Annotated in this window: 18 protein-coding genes and 1 tRNA gene; 11 read left to right on the top strand and 8 right to left on the bottom strand. The window is 43.4% G+C overall.

The window, feature by feature from the left end; genetic code table 11:
- Nucleotides 1-156 precede the first annotated feature (156 nt).
- The gene (locus RMO68_RS03045) at nt 157-510 is read left to right on the top strand and encodes a hypothetical protein (protein WP_310439246.1); all 354 of its coding nucleotides are present in this window, start codon (nt 157-159) and stop codon (nt 508-510) included.
- A gap of 2 nt (nt 511-512) precedes the next feature.
- Here RMO68_RS03045 and RMO68_RS03040 read toward each other — a convergent pair whose 3' ends face one another.
- From RMO68_RS03040 to RMO68_RS03030, 3 genes are all read right to left on the bottom strand, one after another.
- Nucleotides 513-1181, bottom strand: a complete 669-nt coding sequence (locus RMO68_RS03040) for a TonB family protein (protein ID WP_310439245.1) — start codon at nt 1179-1181, stop codon at nt 513-515.
- Nucleotides 1182-1197: 16 nt separating this feature from the next.
- Complete coding sequence (locus RMO68_RS03035; RefSeq protein WP_310439244.1) at nt 1198-1725, bottom strand: hypothetical protein; 528 nt, start codon at nt 1723-1725, stop codon at nt 1198-1200.
- Between the two features lie 81 nt (nt 1726-1806).
- Nucleotides 1807-1882 (bottom strand) — tRNA-Ala (locus tag RMO68_RS03030).
- 104 nt (nt 1883-1986) lie between these two features.
- Between RMO68_RS03030 and RMO68_RS03025 the strand changes: the two genes are divergently transcribed.
- Nucleotides 1987-2616, top strand: a complete 630-nt coding sequence (locus RMO68_RS03025) for a hypothetical protein (protein ID WP_310439243.1) — start codon at nt 1987-1989, stop codon at nt 2614-2616.
- Between the two features lie 7 nt (nt 2617-2623).
- Here RMO68_RS03025 and RMO68_RS03020 read toward each other — a convergent pair whose 3' ends face one another.
- The gene (locus RMO68_RS03020; RefSeq protein ID WP_310439242.1) at nt 2624-3046 is read right to left on the bottom strand and encodes a hypothetical protein; all 423 of its coding nucleotides are present in this window, start codon (nt 3044-3046) and stop codon (nt 2624-2626) included.
- A 149-nt stretch (nt 3047-3195) separates the two neighbouring features.
- Here RMO68_RS03020 and RMO68_RS03015 point away from each other — a divergent pair, with 149 nt between their 5' ends.
- The gene (locus RMO68_RS03015) at nt 3196-3975 is read left to right on the top strand and encodes an HDOD domain-containing protein (RefSeq protein WP_310439241.1); all 780 of its coding nucleotides are present in this window, start codon (nt 3196-3198) and stop codon (nt 3973-3975) included.
- Here RMO68_RS03015 and RMO68_RS03010 read toward each other — a convergent pair.
- Complete coding sequence (locus RMO68_RS03010) at nt 3964-4653, bottom strand: sulfite exporter TauE/SafE family protein (RefSeq protein ID WP_310439240.1); 690 nt, start codon at nt 4651-4653, stop codon at nt 3964-3966. The genes RMO68_RS03015 and RMO68_RS03010 overlap by 12 nt on opposite strands.
- A gap of 121 nt (nt 4654-4774) precedes the next feature.
- Between RMO68_RS03010 and RMO68_RS03005 the strand changes: the two genes are divergently transcribed.
- Nucleotides 4775-5038, top strand: a complete 264-nt coding sequence (locus tag RMO68_RS03005) for a cation transporter (RefSeq protein ID WP_310439239.1) — start codon at nt 4775-4777, stop codon at nt 5036-5038.
- Nucleotides 5039-5040: 2 nt separating this feature from the next.
- Here the strand turns inward: RMO68_RS03005 and RMO68_RS03000 are convergent, their stop codons facing one another.
- Nucleotides 5041-6012 (bottom strand): argininosuccinate synthase domain-containing protein, encoded by a 972-nt coding sequence (locus RMO68_RS03000; RefSeq protein WP_310439238.1) that lies wholly within the window; start codon nt 6010-6012, stop codon nt 5041-5043.
- A gap of 12 nt (nt 6013-6024) precedes the next feature.
- A complete protein-coding gene (gene dnaG, locus RMO68_RS02995; protein ID WP_310439237.1) occupies nt 6025-7671 on the bottom strand; it encodes a DNA primase in 1647 nt (548 codons plus the stop codon).
- 79 nt (nt 7672-7750) lie between these two features.
- Here dnaG and rpsU point away from each other — a divergent pair, with 79 nt between their 5' ends.
- The 3 genes from rpsU (at nt 7751) to RMO68_RS02980 (ending at nt 10170) form a co-directional block, all read left to right on the top strand.
- Nucleotides 7751-7963, top strand: a complete 213-nt coding sequence (gene rpsU / locus RMO68_RS02990; RefSeq protein ID WP_015652475.1) for a 30S ribosomal protein S21 — start codon at nt 7751-7753, stop codon at nt 7961-7963.
- 117 nt (nt 7964-8080) lie between these two features.
- Nucleotides 8081-9244: a formate-dependent phosphoribosylglycinamide formyltransferase gene (gene purT / locus RMO68_RS02985; protein ID WP_310439236.1), complete on the top strand. Its 1164-nt coding sequence runs from the start codon at nt 8081-8083 to the stop codon at nt 9242-9244.
- The gene (locus RMO68_RS02980) at nt 9241-10170 is read left to right on the top strand and encodes a D-2-hydroxyacid dehydrogenase (RefSeq protein ID WP_310439235.1); all 930 of its coding nucleotides are present in this window, start codon (nt 9241-9243) and stop codon (nt 10168-10170) included. The genes purT and RMO68_RS02980 overlap by 4 nt, the downstream gene beginning before the upstream one ends.
- Here RMO68_RS02980 and RMO68_RS02975 read toward each other — a convergent pair.
- Nucleotides 10148-11053, bottom strand: coding sequence for an AEC family transporter (locus RMO68_RS02975; protein ID WP_310439234.1), 906 nt, complete (start codon nt 11051-11053; stop codon nt 10148-10150). The two genes, RMO68_RS02980 and RMO68_RS02975, sit on opposite strands and share 23 nt — an antisense overlap.
- Before the next feature lie 88 nt (nt 11054-11141).
- On the opposite strand from RMO68_RS02975, the gene RMO68_RS02970 reads away from it, so the two are divergent.
- The 4 genes from RMO68_RS02970 (at nt 11142) to RMO68_RS02955 (ending at nt 14799) form a co-directional block, all read left to right on the top strand.
- Entirely contained in the window at nt 11142-12743 is a 1602-nt protein-coding gene (locus RMO68_RS02970) for an FAD-binding protein (RefSeq protein WP_310439233.1), read from the top strand.
- A 64-nt stretch (nt 12744-12807) separates the two neighbouring features.
- Nucleotides 12808-13515: a succinate dehydrogenase/fumarate reductase iron-sulfur subunit gene (locus RMO68_RS02965; RefSeq protein ID WP_310439232.1), complete on the top strand. Its 708-nt coding sequence runs from the start codon at nt 12808-12810 to the stop codon at nt 13513-13515.
- Nucleotides 13516-13586: 71 nt separating this feature from the next.
- Nucleotides 13587-14084: a YajQ family cyclic di-GMP-binding protein gene (locus RMO68_RS02960; RefSeq protein WP_310439231.1), complete on the top strand. Its 498-nt coding sequence runs from the start codon at nt 13587-13589 to the stop codon at nt 14082-14084.
- A 91-nt stretch (nt 14085-14175) separates the two neighbouring features.
- Nucleotides 14176-14799, top strand: a complete 624-nt coding sequence (locus tag RMO68_RS02955) for a DNA-binding protein (protein ID WP_310439230.1) — start codon at nt 14176-14178, stop codon at nt 14797-14799.
- The last annotated feature ends 1 nt before the right edge of the window (nt 14800 follow it).

Raw genomic sequence — 14800 nt, 5'->3', positions numbered from 1 at the left:
TAGCGCCTATTGAAGTAAACAATTCTTTTTTAGACTTATATCCTTTTCAAAAAGAGATCATTTTAATAAAAAATTTAGCTACAATACTTCTCATATCAATCTAAGAGAACCCCTATTATGATCCCTGTAAATTTAATACTCACTATTGTAGGATTATTGTTTATTCTAATCTTACTCGTCGCACTTTATGTCTGGAGCAGCAAGAGTAAACCGATCTCTGATGATCCGAAACACATCGAAACGTTTGAGTCTTTAAGCGAGATTATTAAAAATAGATCTTCAAGCAGCAAAGAACTTCATCATGCTGTTGACGTAATTCTAAATCGCTTTGGAACAATGACTTCACATACGATAGGCAAATACAAAACTTTGCTTGAAACACTCTGCGTGCATCCCCACACCAATTCTCAGCTCATACTCCGTTTTGAGAAAACACTTCGGGCAAACAATCCAAATTATTCACACGATATTGAACAATCTCTTGCTCGAGGACTTGCGGCTAGAGGATAGTCTTACCGCAGACGGTAGGCAATCGGTACGCTTATCCGTACCGATTTTTTCGGCTTCGGGAACTCCGTCGCAGAACTTTCAATCAGATCTTTTGCCGCATCGTCCAAAAGCTCAAACCCGGAACTTTGAGAGATTGTGATTTGACTTACTTCGCGATTGCTCCCAAGGGTAAATGTGACGGTCGTCTCTCCCTGCTGTTTTAAGCGTAAAGCATTTTTAGGATATTTGAGCCGTTCAGCTAAAATCGTGCGAATACGCCCCAAATTCTCTTCTTCGTAATTTTCTTCTACTTTTGGAGGAGGCGCTTTAGGGATAACAACCGTCGCCGCTTCCGGTATTTTAGAAACCACAGGAGCGGGTATCTCCACTTTCGAGACTATGGACGGTGCAGGAATATTCGGTTTAATTTCCGTAGGGACACGAGGCTTCAACGTCTCAACTTTTCGTGTTTGTTCAACCAACGGTTTTTTCGGTTCGATCGGTTCAACTTTGGGCTGTTGCACCCTAGGTATACTAACCGATGATTCAGAAGGTTGTAACAAAATTTTTAAGATTGTTTTTTCGGGTACAGCCGGAATAATTTTCTGCACCGCACTAAGGGCTCCGATCAACAGAGCAGCCAAAGCAAGATGAATCCCTACCGAAAGGATAAAAGGGTTAGCCGTACGCACGTTTTCCAAGAGATTATCAGAGCTTGATTTCTACTTTGGCTGCGGAGCGAAGGGAATCGGTTGTTTTATCCATATGCGCTTTAAATTTTTCAAGTTTCAAAAACTGTGTGATTTCAGCTTTAGCTTTATCATAAGGGATCACTTTTTCCCCTTGTTTCATTTTGTCTTTATTGGCATCGTAAAACGTTTTCGCTTCTTTATCACTGACAGAAATTTTCTTCATTTGTTGTTTCATCCACATATCGACCGCCAAATCATTTTTAATAGCAGCATACTGTGCTTTAAACTGCGCCGTATTTTGAATGCCGCTTTTGAGGACTTGATCTTTAATAAGTGTCTGATTAACTAGCTGATCGACAACCTGACGTTTCATTTTTGGATCGAGTTTTTCATAACTCATCCCCGGTGCAGCTTTGGCTAAAAAAGTGTTTGCATCTCCTGATGTAATCGCTTTACCGTTCACGGTAGCGAGTGTTGCGGGAGCAGCCAAGGCGAACGACGAGGTTATAACAAGGGATGCGATTGCTAAAGAAAGTTTCATCATAAGGTTCCTTTTGGAAAAGTATTAGAGCTATTATAGTGAGGTTAGATTACGTAAATGTTAATAATGAGGACAAAATGAAGATGGTGGACCCTAGCGGGATCGAACCGCTGACCTCTTCGCTGCCAGCGAAGCGCTCTCCCAGCTGAGCTAAGGGCCCAAAGATATTGGAGCGCCATTATACGATTAGGGCTCTTAAAAGTCAATGTGAATAAAAAAGATCCCTCTATAAAGTTTTATTCTTCTTCTGTCGATATAGATAACATGAAAAAGTTAGCCCTAATTATGATGTTCAGTATGACAAATGTAGTGTTGAGTGCGGAGGAATATACGATTCAAACGATCAGTGCCCAAAAAGAGGCTTCGATCACTCCCGCTTTTGAAAAAAAGGTGCAAAAAAGCGCCCTCCGTTCCGAAAAGAAAAAAGAGGGGGCGTGCAATGTGGTGACGGTGGGAAAATATACTTCCGCAAAAGCAGCACACCATGATCTTAAAAAAGCAAAAGCAATCAGTAAAGATGCCTTTGTCCGTCCAATCAATCGAACAACACCGAAAGTATGTGAATCCAAAACATCTACGCCAAAGGCTACGGTAGAGGCAAAAGCTTCTACCTCTCCTTCTGTTGTGAAAAAAGAAGAAGCCGTTGCGGCGGTGCATGAAGCGACTAAGCCGGTCTCGGTAGTGAGCACTACTCCGGTTACAAACAGTGCTGTTAGCGCCGTAGCTCAAGAATTAAAAAGTGAACCTTGTAAAATTCAACCGTGTGAAAACGTTTCAAGCTCAGTCTATGTGTATGATCGTAATCTTGCCCGAAAAAGCGATATTCACGAAGCAATAGAGTACTATAAAAAGTCCCCGTATCATACCTTTAAGCCTGTCTTATCTCAACGCTAACCTTCTTTTACGGCTCCCGATTTGCGGCGCTGTAGAGACAATCAAGATCAATCCCCGTCACTTTTTTCGCTTCAGCATGAAGCGACTCAAATAGTTCAGACGGGTTTTCTCCGTTTGAGGGGTAGCAAACCGCTGCCGAGGAGATAGGTTTTGCAAAAAGCTCTTCCATCATTTTCTCAACCATTCCACATCCGTATTTATCCGTATACGGCATCACAAAAAAGTAATAATGTTCATAATGGACGATAGAATCAGAAGTACGAAGCAATGTTTTTAGATTGGCTTCAACCAGCGATTGTGAGATACCTGAAAAATCGCAAAACATAATGGAAAAACTCTCTGAACGATTTTCATCAAGCCGATCCGATATTCCGATATTGAGATCGATCAACGATGCAAAATTGTAAAACGAAAACATTACTCCGGACATAGTGACTCCTCAAAAAATGTTGGATTAGTATAGCGTTAATTTACCCAAACTAATAATAGTTTAAATGGAGTACGAGTACACTCACGTTAATAGACACTTATCAGAAGAGTATATTTTTGATAAATTAACTTGCGAGGAATTAAATACATATGCTTGAAGAGATTAAAAGTCTTCCTCCTCTGCCGATTTCAGTAGTACGTATTCAAGAATTGTGCATGAGCAATGACACCAATATAGATGAACTTTCTCGTGTCATAGAAAATGACCCGATGCTCAGTGCCAATATCTTGAAATCGGTCAATTCTCCTCTCTATGGCATGAGTAAAGAGATATCTTCTATTCCCCAAGCAATCATGTTGTTCGGAATTTCAATGATCCGAGGTTTTGCCGCGGCAAGTGCCATTAAAAAAGTGGTAGTCATTGATTTAACCCCGTACGGGGTAACGATTGATGAGTTGACAAAAGTATCTTCATTACAAATGGCTCTAGCAAGAGAGTGGTATCGGAACGTAGATAAGTCTATGTTGCCGTTATTACAAAGCAGTGCTTTTTTAATGGAACTTGGAAAGCTTGTCGGTTCGTTAAAAATTATCGCATCCGGTAATTTAGAGGCTTTTTTAGAAGAAATTTCACAAGGGAAACCTCTTGAAGAAGTTGAACGAAATTATCTCGGAATATGCAGCTATGAAATTGCGGCAACGATGTTTGAACATTGGAATTTTGATGAAGCTCTCATTAATGCTTTACGAGAAATATCAAACCAAGAGACTCAGAATCCTTACGCTCAAGTGCTAAGAGTTGTTACGAAAACACTCAATCTGCAAAATACTTTTAGCGAAGAGGGGATATCCTCGGCATTAGAGCTCATACAAAAGTTCGGACTGAATCGAACGGCTTTCGAAGAAGCGATCGTATCCTTACAACGGTAAATCGAAAAAATAGGCCAATCCGTAATAAATACTGTAAAGACCGTAAATAAGAATAGCCAAAGCGGCAATACGGTTCATCGTTTGACGGAATGCAATCTCTTTGAAAAAGCTAACCGATTGCCCAAGGGCAAGAAGAGTCGGAACCGTCGCTAACCCAAATGCCGCCATAATAAGCCCTCCGTCAATAATCGAAGCAGACGCTGCCGCTTTTGCCGCAAAGAAAAAGACAAATCCGCAAGGGAAAAATCCGTTCATAACTCCCAATGCAAAAAAACTTCCGATACTCTTACTTTTAATAAGACGGGAAAAAAGGGTTTTAAATAATGCATTACTCGAAAACCCACGCTCCAGTGCATGAATAAGAGATGATACGCCAAACATCCCCAACGCGGTGATAATCATAATAATTCCCGCGAAGATAAAGAGCGCACCGTGCATCTCCATTGAAAGTGCGAATAAAGCGCCGATAGCGCCGAATATCATCCCCAAAATGATATAAGAGCTAACCCGTCCGATATTATAGGCACCGTGTCGAATAAACTGCGCACTACGACTCATAGAATCATCAATTTTAGTAGAGCTGTACGCGACGATAAAGCCTCCGCACATTCCGATGCAGTGACCGAAACTTCCTGCGAATGCAATCGAAATTATGAGCCACCATTCGATACCGTGCATAATCAAACCTTTTAGTGAATATCAATAGTTTAAATAATTTTTGTTACAACAGTGTTAAGACTTAACACAAATTTAACAGTTCTATGAAACAATAGCATGAAATTATTTAAAGGATTCGCGAATGAAAAAAGTTCTCCTCTCTTTGGTAGCATTGGTTGCGGTTTCGAGTGCCGATCAGCTTGTAAAACTCAATGTGAGCGGTATGACCTGCCCTGCATGTGTGAAAAACGTAAAAGGAACTTTGAATGAAGTAAATGGGGTCAAAGAATCGACAGTTTACCTCAAAGAGGGCAAAGCGGAAGTCAAAACTGCCGATGGCACAAAACCTGAGGCAATGTGTGATGCCGTTAAAAAAGCAGGTTACGGCTGTTCAGTCGCAAAATAATATCAAATAAAATACTTCTGAGCATCGTTACGACTTAAATCGCTAACGGTGGTTAGCGGTGTCCCTCCGAAATCAAGGGTTTGTTCCCCTTCAAATCCCGGTTTACAATAAGCTAACACCAGTTTAGCCGCCAATACTTTATCATTATTACTCGCGGCAGAAGAGATCAACGAATGCGGTCCAAAAAGCTCCGTATGGATATGAATGTATTTAGAGTTTTCAATCCCTTCGAGCATAGCATTATCTTCGGCATTGCGTCCGATGATAAATTTTGCCCCCTCAGGAAGACGAAGCTGGCGTCCGTATTTCAATGTCGGAATATCCGCTACTTCCAGTGTGTCATGGGCAATAAAATCACGAATTTTATTGGAGAATTTCTCATCAGTGAGCAAACACCCCCCTCCCGGAGCCTCATAATCTTTAAGTCCGAATGCCTCTGCAAGTTCTATTTGACGTTCACGATTGCGTCCGACAATATTTTCAAGTTTTTCACGATCAACCCACCCGTTAATTTCAGGAATCGTCGGTTCCAACGATTTGGCACTCATCGGACGCAAGAGTAATCCGTCACAGTTACTAAGATTGAGTACTTTATCAAGTGATTCACGATTTTGGCTCATCGGACGCTGACCCAAGACTTCTCCGCTGATCAAAAAACTCGCCCCCCACTCTTCCATAAGACGTTTGGCCACTTCAAACATTTTAGCATGACAATCAATACAGGGATTGAAGTTTTTACCGTAGCCGTATTTTGGGGTAAAAAGGACTTCGCGGATATATTCATCACGGATATCAACACTCTTAAATTCTGCACCGACTTGTTCACACATGTTTTTCATATGATTAAGTCGGTCTTTGGTGGAGCCGAATCCTGTATTTATGTTACATGCAATGACTTCGATTCCTTGATCGAGGATGAGTTTCATGGCAAGAGTCGAATCAAGTCCGCCGCTAAAGAGTGCTATTGCTTTCATGGAGTTCCTTGTTTATGTGAGCGGCACTAATTCGCCCCGTTTAAGGCGTTCGATTTTCTCACGAAATTGACGTATTAAGTACGATTTTTGATCGAATGATACCGTATTTTGGGTGGTGAGTTTTTTCAATTCACGATTATAATGAGAACTCAAGAAGGTAATAAGTTCTGCTTTGAGCCCGTCATCACCCTCCATAACTAAAATTTCTTTATCCATAATGATCTCATTTAAGCGCGGGTGATTCATCTCCCCATTGATCGCGGCATTAAACTCTACCGTATGATATTGGAGCATAGAGGAATCGATAAAATCAAGAAGAGAATTTGTTATCTGCGGTCGTTCTATAATTGTTTTAATCAGACTTAATTCCCAGATATCCTGTCCTGATAAAGTTTTTAAAATTGAATGGGCTTTGTGTGAAGTTCCAAGCGAAACTAGTTTAGAACTTACTCCACTTATTTTTGAACCGAGATATCGGCTATACTCTTCTTGCATGAGAGGAGACAGCGTTTTTAGAAAACCGGTTGCTTCGTGTAAAGCGGTCTCTTTATCTTTAAAATTTTGCAAATCATATTGCGCAATCATTTCATTTAGCGCAAATTCGATGAAAGGGATAGGACGATGAAGGAGCGCATTAAGTTGTTCGATTTGTCCGCTTTTGATCATATCGGCGGGATCAAGCCCCCCCTCAAACAATATCACTCCTCCGTCAAACCCTGACATACTGAGAAGTTTTGATGCTTTGAAAGCGGCGGCACGTCCTGCTTTATCACCGTCATACGCGACGAAAACTTTTGGTTCCCCCTTGCGTAATAACGGAAGATGTTCAGAAGTAAGTGCCGTTCCGAGTGTCGCAACGGCATGGGTAAATCCCGCTTGATGGAGCATCACGACATCGAGATATCCCTCGGTTACAATGATCTCTCGGCGACGATAAATCGCTTCACGGGCGAGGTGATAGGCATAGAGGAGGCGTGATTTATTAAAAATGGCGCTTTGGGAAGAGTTAACGTATTTGGCTTGATGCCCCGTGATGGTACGCCCGCCAAAGCCGACGATGGCACCGCTGGTGGAGTGGATCGGAAAGGTGATCCGTTCAATAAAACGGGCGAAGAGACGACCATCATCCCCCCGTCCGATAGCCCCTTGCTCGACCGCTTCGGCGGAAGAGAGCTTGCGCTGCTCTAAAAACCGAAGTGTTTCAGGAGAGGTCGGAGCGTATCCGATCCCGAATCGCTCGATGCTGGAAGCGTAAATTCCCCGCTCATGAAGATAATCCGTTGCCGTTTTATTTTGCTCTAAAAGCTTTTGGTACCAATCGTTAAGTATTTCGAGTAGGTTAGAGCGTTTTTTTTGTTTTGTATCGTCGGTGTAATGAAGGGTAAAATTACTCGAAGCAGCCAGTTTCTCAATCGCTTCAGGATAGTTAAGCTTCTCATATTCCATAACAAATTTGATGCTGTCGCCGTGTGCTCCGCATCCGAAGCAGTGGTAGCTTTGGCGTGAGGGATTGACCACGAAGCTTGGGGACTTCTCATCATGAAACGGGCAGGGTGCTTTGAAGCTGCTTCCCGCACGTTTGAGCTCGATGTAAGAGCCGACGATATCGACAATATCAAGTCGGGCTTTTAAAGCCTCAATGGAGTCTTGGGTAATCATAAAGTTATTTTAACCCAATACGCCTAAAGTTATGGTACAATTCGCACTCAAAATTTTAAATAGAAAGTAGGTGATGTGAATGCCTGGTATCGTTCTTAGACAAGATGATAACTTTGATGCTGCTTACCGCCGTTTCAAGAAACAAACAGATCGTAATCTGATTGTTACTGAAGCCCGTGCTCGCCGTAACCATGTTACAGAGACTGAAAAGCGTAAACAATTCAAAATCAGCGCTCGCAAAAAGATGTTAAAACGTCTCTATATGATGCGACGTTACGAATCTCGCCTGTAATTCCTTGCGCTTCGGCGCTTGGGTTACACCTCTTCCCCTCAATTTTCCCTTCTGTAACAAAACCTTTACTAACCCTGTGATAAACTTCGTGTAACAATTTCTGCACAAGGCTACATTATGCTCTTTAGCGCACCTCTTAAAAATAATTCTAAAAAAATCATGCTCTTAGGCTCCGGCGAACTCGGCAAAGAAGTGGCCATCGAGGCACAGCGTTTAGGGATCGAAGTAATCGCGGTAGATCGTTATAAACATGCTCCGGCACACCTCGTTGCAAACCGATCCCATGTGATCAATATGCAAGATCAAGAGGCGGTGCTTAAAATCATCCGTAAAGAGAAACCCGATTTCATCCTCCCTGAGATCGAAGCAATCAGCATCGATGCACTGTTCGCGGCAGAAGCGGAAGGTTTTTGTGTTATCCCGAACGCCGAAGCGGTCAACAAAACAATGAACCGTAAAAACATCCGCCGTTTTGCGGCAGAGGAGTTAGGGCTTAAAACCAGTCGTTATCATTTTGTGAGCACCTATGAAGATATGTGTGCTGCGGCTGAGGATGTCGGATTTCCGTGTGTGATTAAACCGGTAATGAGTAGCTCAGGTCACGGGCAAAGTATCGCGCACAGTCCGTTTGATCTGGAAAGCTCATGGGAAATTGCCAAAGAAGCACGCGGCGATGCGAGTGAGCTGATCGTCGAGGAGTTTATCCGTTTTGATTATGAAATTACCTTGCTAACGGCACGTAATGGGGTAGAGACCGTGTTTTGTGCGCCGATCGGACATATTCAAAAAGACGGCGATTACATCTACAGCTGGCAACCGATGGAAATGTCCAAAAAAGCGCTCAAGCGTTCTCAAAAGATCGCCAAAGCGATAACTGATGGTTTGGGCGGCAAAGGGCTCTTCGGTGTTGAGCTATTTGTAAGCGGCGATGAAGTCTATTTCAGCGAAGTGAGTCCGCGTCCGCACGATACGGGGATGGTAACACTCATTACCCAAAGCCAAAGTGAGTTCGCTCTGCATGTAAGAGCGGTGCTTGGACTCCCTCTCGGATTTACCTTCTACGGTGACGGTGCAAGTGCGGCGTTTAAATCGACTGTTGAATCGCATGAACCTGTGATCGACGTTGCCGATGAGCTGTTCGATGATAATAGCTTCGTTCGTGTGTTCGGTAAACCTGAAGCGCACGTCGGACGACGTATGGCGGTTGTTCTCGTATTTGATAAAGTGAATAAAGCCCTTAAAAAAGCGAAAAAATTGATCAAAAAGATACAAGACGCATGAAAATAGTCATACTCGATGCGCTAACGTATGGGGATACTTCGTTAGCGGGATTTGAATCCCTCGGTGATGTCACTATTCATCAAACGACATCTGCCGATGAGACGGCTCAGCGTGTACGAGAGGCGGAAGTGATCGTTACCAACAAAGTGGTGATTAGCGATGCCGTGATGGAAGCGTCACCGAAGCTCAAACTCATCTGTGTTGCCGCAACGGGAACCAATAACATCGACCACGATGCCGCCGCTCGTCGGGGCATAAGCGTCAAAAATGTCGCGGGGTATTCGACCGATGCGGTGGTTCAGCATACCTTCTCAATGCTCTTTTATCTAATGGGATACAGTCGCTATTACGATGAGTATGTCAAAAGCGGAGCATGGCAGAAGGAAGCGGTATTCGCCCATATCGGCCCTTCGTTCAGCGAATTACGCGGAAAAACATGGGGGATTATCGGTCTCGGTGAGATTGGACGAAATGTGGCAAACATTGCCCGCGCATTCGGTGCTAACGTTTGTTATTACTCAACCTCAGGAAAAAATGAGAACAGCGAGTATGAAAAAACGACCCTCAGCCGTTTGATCGAAGAGAGCGATATTATTTCGATCCACGCACCGCTGAATCCATCGACCGAAAATCTGATCTCCCACTCTGAACTGTTGCAGATGAAAGACGGTGCGGTACTGCTCAATCTAGGTCGCGGCGGGATTGTGGATGAAGATGCTCTTTCAGTCATCATAGATGTTAAGCCGATTTTTGTCGGACTCGATGTGTTAACACGTGAGCCGATGAAAACTCCGCATCCTCTTTTGTCCGTAAAACATCCCCAACGCCTCTATATTACTCCCCATATCGCATGGACATCCCGTGAAGCACGGGAGCGTTTGATAACCGCTACGATAGAGAATATCAAAACATTTTTAACAGCGTAGGGAGTATCAGCGCTATCCCCAAAAATAATACCGACGTTACAAATACTTGTACCGTAACGGTGCGAGGGGCGCAATGATAGAGTGAGGCGAGATTAACATTCGCTACCGCTAAGGGGACTAACAGCTCCAAAAACAAAATTCCCTTCACGGTACTTTCCATCTCCACCATCCCCAATACAAAAAATGCGATCACGGGTATCAAAATAAATTTTGTTCCGTTGACCCATGCGCTAAGTCGTAGATTGATTTCGCCGAGTTTAATGCCGTAGAGATAAATCCCAAACAACACTAACTGCATGGTCATAGACGCATACGCCCCCATCATCAGCGTTTTATCGACGGCGGGGCTAGGCACATAGCCGATGAGATTGAGTGCAATCGCTACCAGTGCAACCCAAAGAACGGGGAGTTTCACGATATTCATGAGCGAACCGCGCACGCTGAATTCTCCGCGTGAATAGTAAAACACTCCGATGGTATAGACAACGAAAACGTTGACAAGATTGATGAGGGTAAGATAGGGGACGCTCATCTCTCCAAACAGTGCAATTCCCAACGGAATACCGAGATTACCCGTATTGCCGATCAGTGCCGCAACGGTGGCGATGGAACGCTCTTTAGAATCATTAAAAAGGAGACGTGCCAGCGGAATCATAAGGAGCAAAGATACCAATGTAATCCCAAGATAAAGAGCAGGTGCAACGAGAAGTTCCGTATCGATCGGACGTTTGAGAAGTCCCCAAAAGGTGAGAAAGATTTGTAAAAAATAGACACTGAGCAGAGTAATCGTACGCTCATCGATTTTCTCTTTAAATACCCATTTGGCACCGAAACCGACCGCGATAAAGAGGTAAATACCCATAATAGAGAATAAAGTTTGCATAGTTTATTTTATCCTAAAAATTAGTCAATCTTTTTGAGTGTGCGCTAACAATCTATGGGATACAATCGCGACAACAAGGAGTCATTGCATGGCAAAAGTATTGATTATCGGCAGCGGCGGAGCCGGATTGGTGAGCGCACTCTCGGCACATGAGTCGGGTGCGGAAGTGATTATAGCTTCTAAAACACTACCGACACGCTCCCAAACCTCAATGGCACAAGGGGGAATGAACGCTGTTTTAGGCTCTGATGACTCCATCCAAAATCATATTGATGACACCTTTCGTTCATCTGCGGGATTGGGAGATGAAGCACGAATAACTTTTATGTGTGAAAAAGCCCCTGAAGCCATTCGTTGGTGCAATGCTATCGGACTACCGTTTAGCCGTAATGCATCAGGAGAGATTGCAAGACGCCGATTAGGGGGAGCAAGTGCACCCCGAGCTTGTTATGCACAAGACTACACCGGGCTAAAACTTCTGCATACCCTTTACGATCAATGCCTTAAAGCAGGAATTACCTTTAAAAATGAGCGCTTTTTGCTGAATCTGATTGTTGATGAAGAGACAAACCGTGTCTTGGGGGCAACCTTTTTGAATATTGAGAGCGGTGACGTTGAAGAGATCCGAGCCGATGCGGTTATCCTCTCTACCGGCGGGTACGGCGGATTGTACGGCAAACATTCCACCAACTCGGTTCAGGCTACGGGAGACGGTTTAGCGGCGGCAGTACGTGCCGGTGCAAAGCTTGCCGATATGGAGTTTATTCAGTTCCATCCGACCGCATTGAAAAACTCTTCGATATTAATTTCTGAGAGTGCACGTGGAGCAGGTGGTTATTTGCTTAATGGAAATAAAGAGCGTTTTACCGACGAGCTCGCCCCCCGTGATATAGTTGCCCGTGCAATCCATGAGGAAATAGCAACCAGCGGTGCCGTTTATCTGGATATTCGTCACTTGGGAGAAGAGTTCATCAATCATGAACTTCCTCAAGAGCGTAAATTAGCACAAATTTACGAGGGAATCGATCCCGTACATGAACTGATCCCGATCAAACCCTCTGCCCATTACAGTATGGGGGGAATTGAAGTCGATGCACACTGTATGAGCAGTATATCAGGGTTATTTGCCGTCGGTGAATGCGCTAACCATAAAACACACGGCGCTAACCGTTTGGGGGGAAATTCGTTATTAGAACTGATAGTATTCGGTCTTCATTGCGGGGCAAATGCTTCTGAATATGGGGCAAAACATCCCTCTCCTGTTCTCGATAACCATCAGTTAGCCAAAGATACGAATTTCGTCCGCGGAGTCATGTATTTTACCAATCAGATTGACTTCTATCAAAAACAAGAGATGTTAGCCAATATCTTCTATAACAATGTTGGACTCGTTCGGGACGATATGGGTCTTAAAGCGGTATTGGGGGCGATTCGACAAATGCAAAAAGAGTTGCCGTTTATGGGACCGCGTGATAAGTCCAAAATATGCAATACCAATCTGGTCGAATTTATCGAATTCGGAAACAAAATAGAGCTATCAGAAATTATCGTCGTCAGTGCGATCAGTCGAGTTGAGAGCAGAGGGGCACACTACCGAATCGACGCCCCTAAACGAAACGATCAAATGTTCGGAGCCCACACAATCACATGGAAAGAGGATGGAGTGCTATGCGCGGATTTTATACAATGAATGAAGATATAGATGATGATTTTGACGACGATGAAGAAGAGAATGAAAGAGAATGGTGCGACTGATGGAGATCAATGTAGTGCGCAGTGCTGATTCTACAGCACAATGTTATAACGTCGAGTTAGAGAACGTTACCCTGCTTACGGTTTTAAATCATATAAAAACTAAAATCGATCCCTCACTAACCTATTCCCACGGATGCCGCAGCGGAGTTTGCGGAAGCTGTGCAGTACGGGTTAATGGACGAGAAGTATTGATGTGTGAATATAAACCCGTAAACGGCGATACGGTAGAACCGATCCGAAATAGCCGCGTTATTCGAGATTTAGTCGTTGATTCTTCAGCAATCGAACGTTTTAATGCTACCGCTAAAGCGTGGAGTGAAGATTCGCTAGAGGGTAATATTTCTGATGAGGAGGCACACCGTATCGAGACACAAAGCGATTGTATTTTATGCGCTTCATGTTACAGCGCTTGTCCCGTATATGCTGTGAATCCGGATTTTATCGGCCCTTTTGCGCTCACTCGCGTTTGGCGTTACGTCAATGATCTGCGCGAAACAAGCAGTGCTATAAAAATAGCGGCAATACAAACCAACGGTATATGGGATTGTACCCTTTGCGGTGAATGTGTTCCCGTCTGTCCTCAAAACATTGCACCCAAACAAGATATTACGATGCTACGGATGAAATCCTCCATGCTGGGATATCAAGACCCTAATGCAGGGATGGCATTTGGAGGAGGTTTTGATTTCGGTAGCCCAATGTTTTAATCCGTTTTCAAATTATAGTTTGGGTGTGTTATACTAACTGTTATAAATAAACGTTTGTATAGGACAGTAGTATGGCATCTGAACACTCTCTCGACATCTCCGCAAAAATTGATCTTCAAGCCTTTAAAGATGCGATTGCCCAATCTGAAAAAGAGGTAATCGGCCGTTATGATTTCAAAGGGGTCACCTATGAGATTAATTACCGTGAAAAAGAGAAACAGCTCATTCTTCTCGCATCCAGTGATAGTAAACTTGACGCGCTAAAAGATATTGTTATCGGAAAACTGATCAAAAGAGGTCTTTCTTCCAAAGCTCTCAATGAACTCAAAACCGAAGACGCAAGCGGAGGAAGCCGTAAAGCAACCTATAAAATCGTTGATACCATCGACGCCAAAGAGGCTAAAAAGATTCAAGCTGAAATCAAAAATCTAAAAACAAAAGCTTCCGTCGCAATCGAGGGTGAACATATCCGTATTAAATCCAAACAGATTGATGAACTCCAAAAAATCATGGCGCACATTAAAGCGATGGAGTGGGAAGCTCCTCTCGTTTTTGATAATTTCCGATAAGAACGATATCCGCAGATTTTGCACAATGCTGCAGAGCAAGTGAAATGATGCTAAAATAAATCCAACGAGGCTTGAGAACTTGGGAGTTTAGATGAAAAAAATGACGATTGCCGATGCTGCAGAGTATTTTAATGTTTCCAAAGAAGCGATTCACAACCGGATACGACGCGGCAGTTTGGACTGTATCGTTGATAACGGGGTAAAGTACGTTGCGGTTGAGTCTGCTAGAAACAATACGGCTACTAACGCGGTTAATGACACCCGTTATACCCTCTATATCGAACAAGAGAATGATCGTCTCCGTGAAAAAGTGGATGTTCTCGAAAAAGAGACCTCTCGCCTGCGTGATCAGCGAGAACAGATGCTCATCGACGAACGGATCAAAGTAGAGCAGATTTACAAAGAACGTGACGCGCAATTGCGCAATGTTTTACATGTTGTTGCCACAAAATTTCTCTCTCACGTTAATACCGATACGGTAATGCAAGAAGCAGAAACACCCGATGCCATCAATGCAGATGTTGTTGATAGCGAAATTGATGAATGGATATCCCTCAAATCCTTTTTAAAACTCAAACGTTACAAAGAGAAAGAAAATAAAAAAATAAAAAAACGTTTCGAAGCTTTAGGTGAAACCGATATACGCCTCAGTGTTCGGGAGGGGAAAATCTTTTTAAATCCTTCGGAATATGACTACTCGGATCTGTTGCGCTAAG

It is taken from the genome of Sulfuricurvum sp. (genome assembly GCF_031427015.1).
Classification (GTDB): domain Bacteria; phylum Campylobacterota; class Campylobacteria; order Campylobacterales; family Sulfurimonadaceae; genus Sulfuricurvum.
This window is presented reverse-complemented; position numbering and strand designations above follow the sequence as displayed.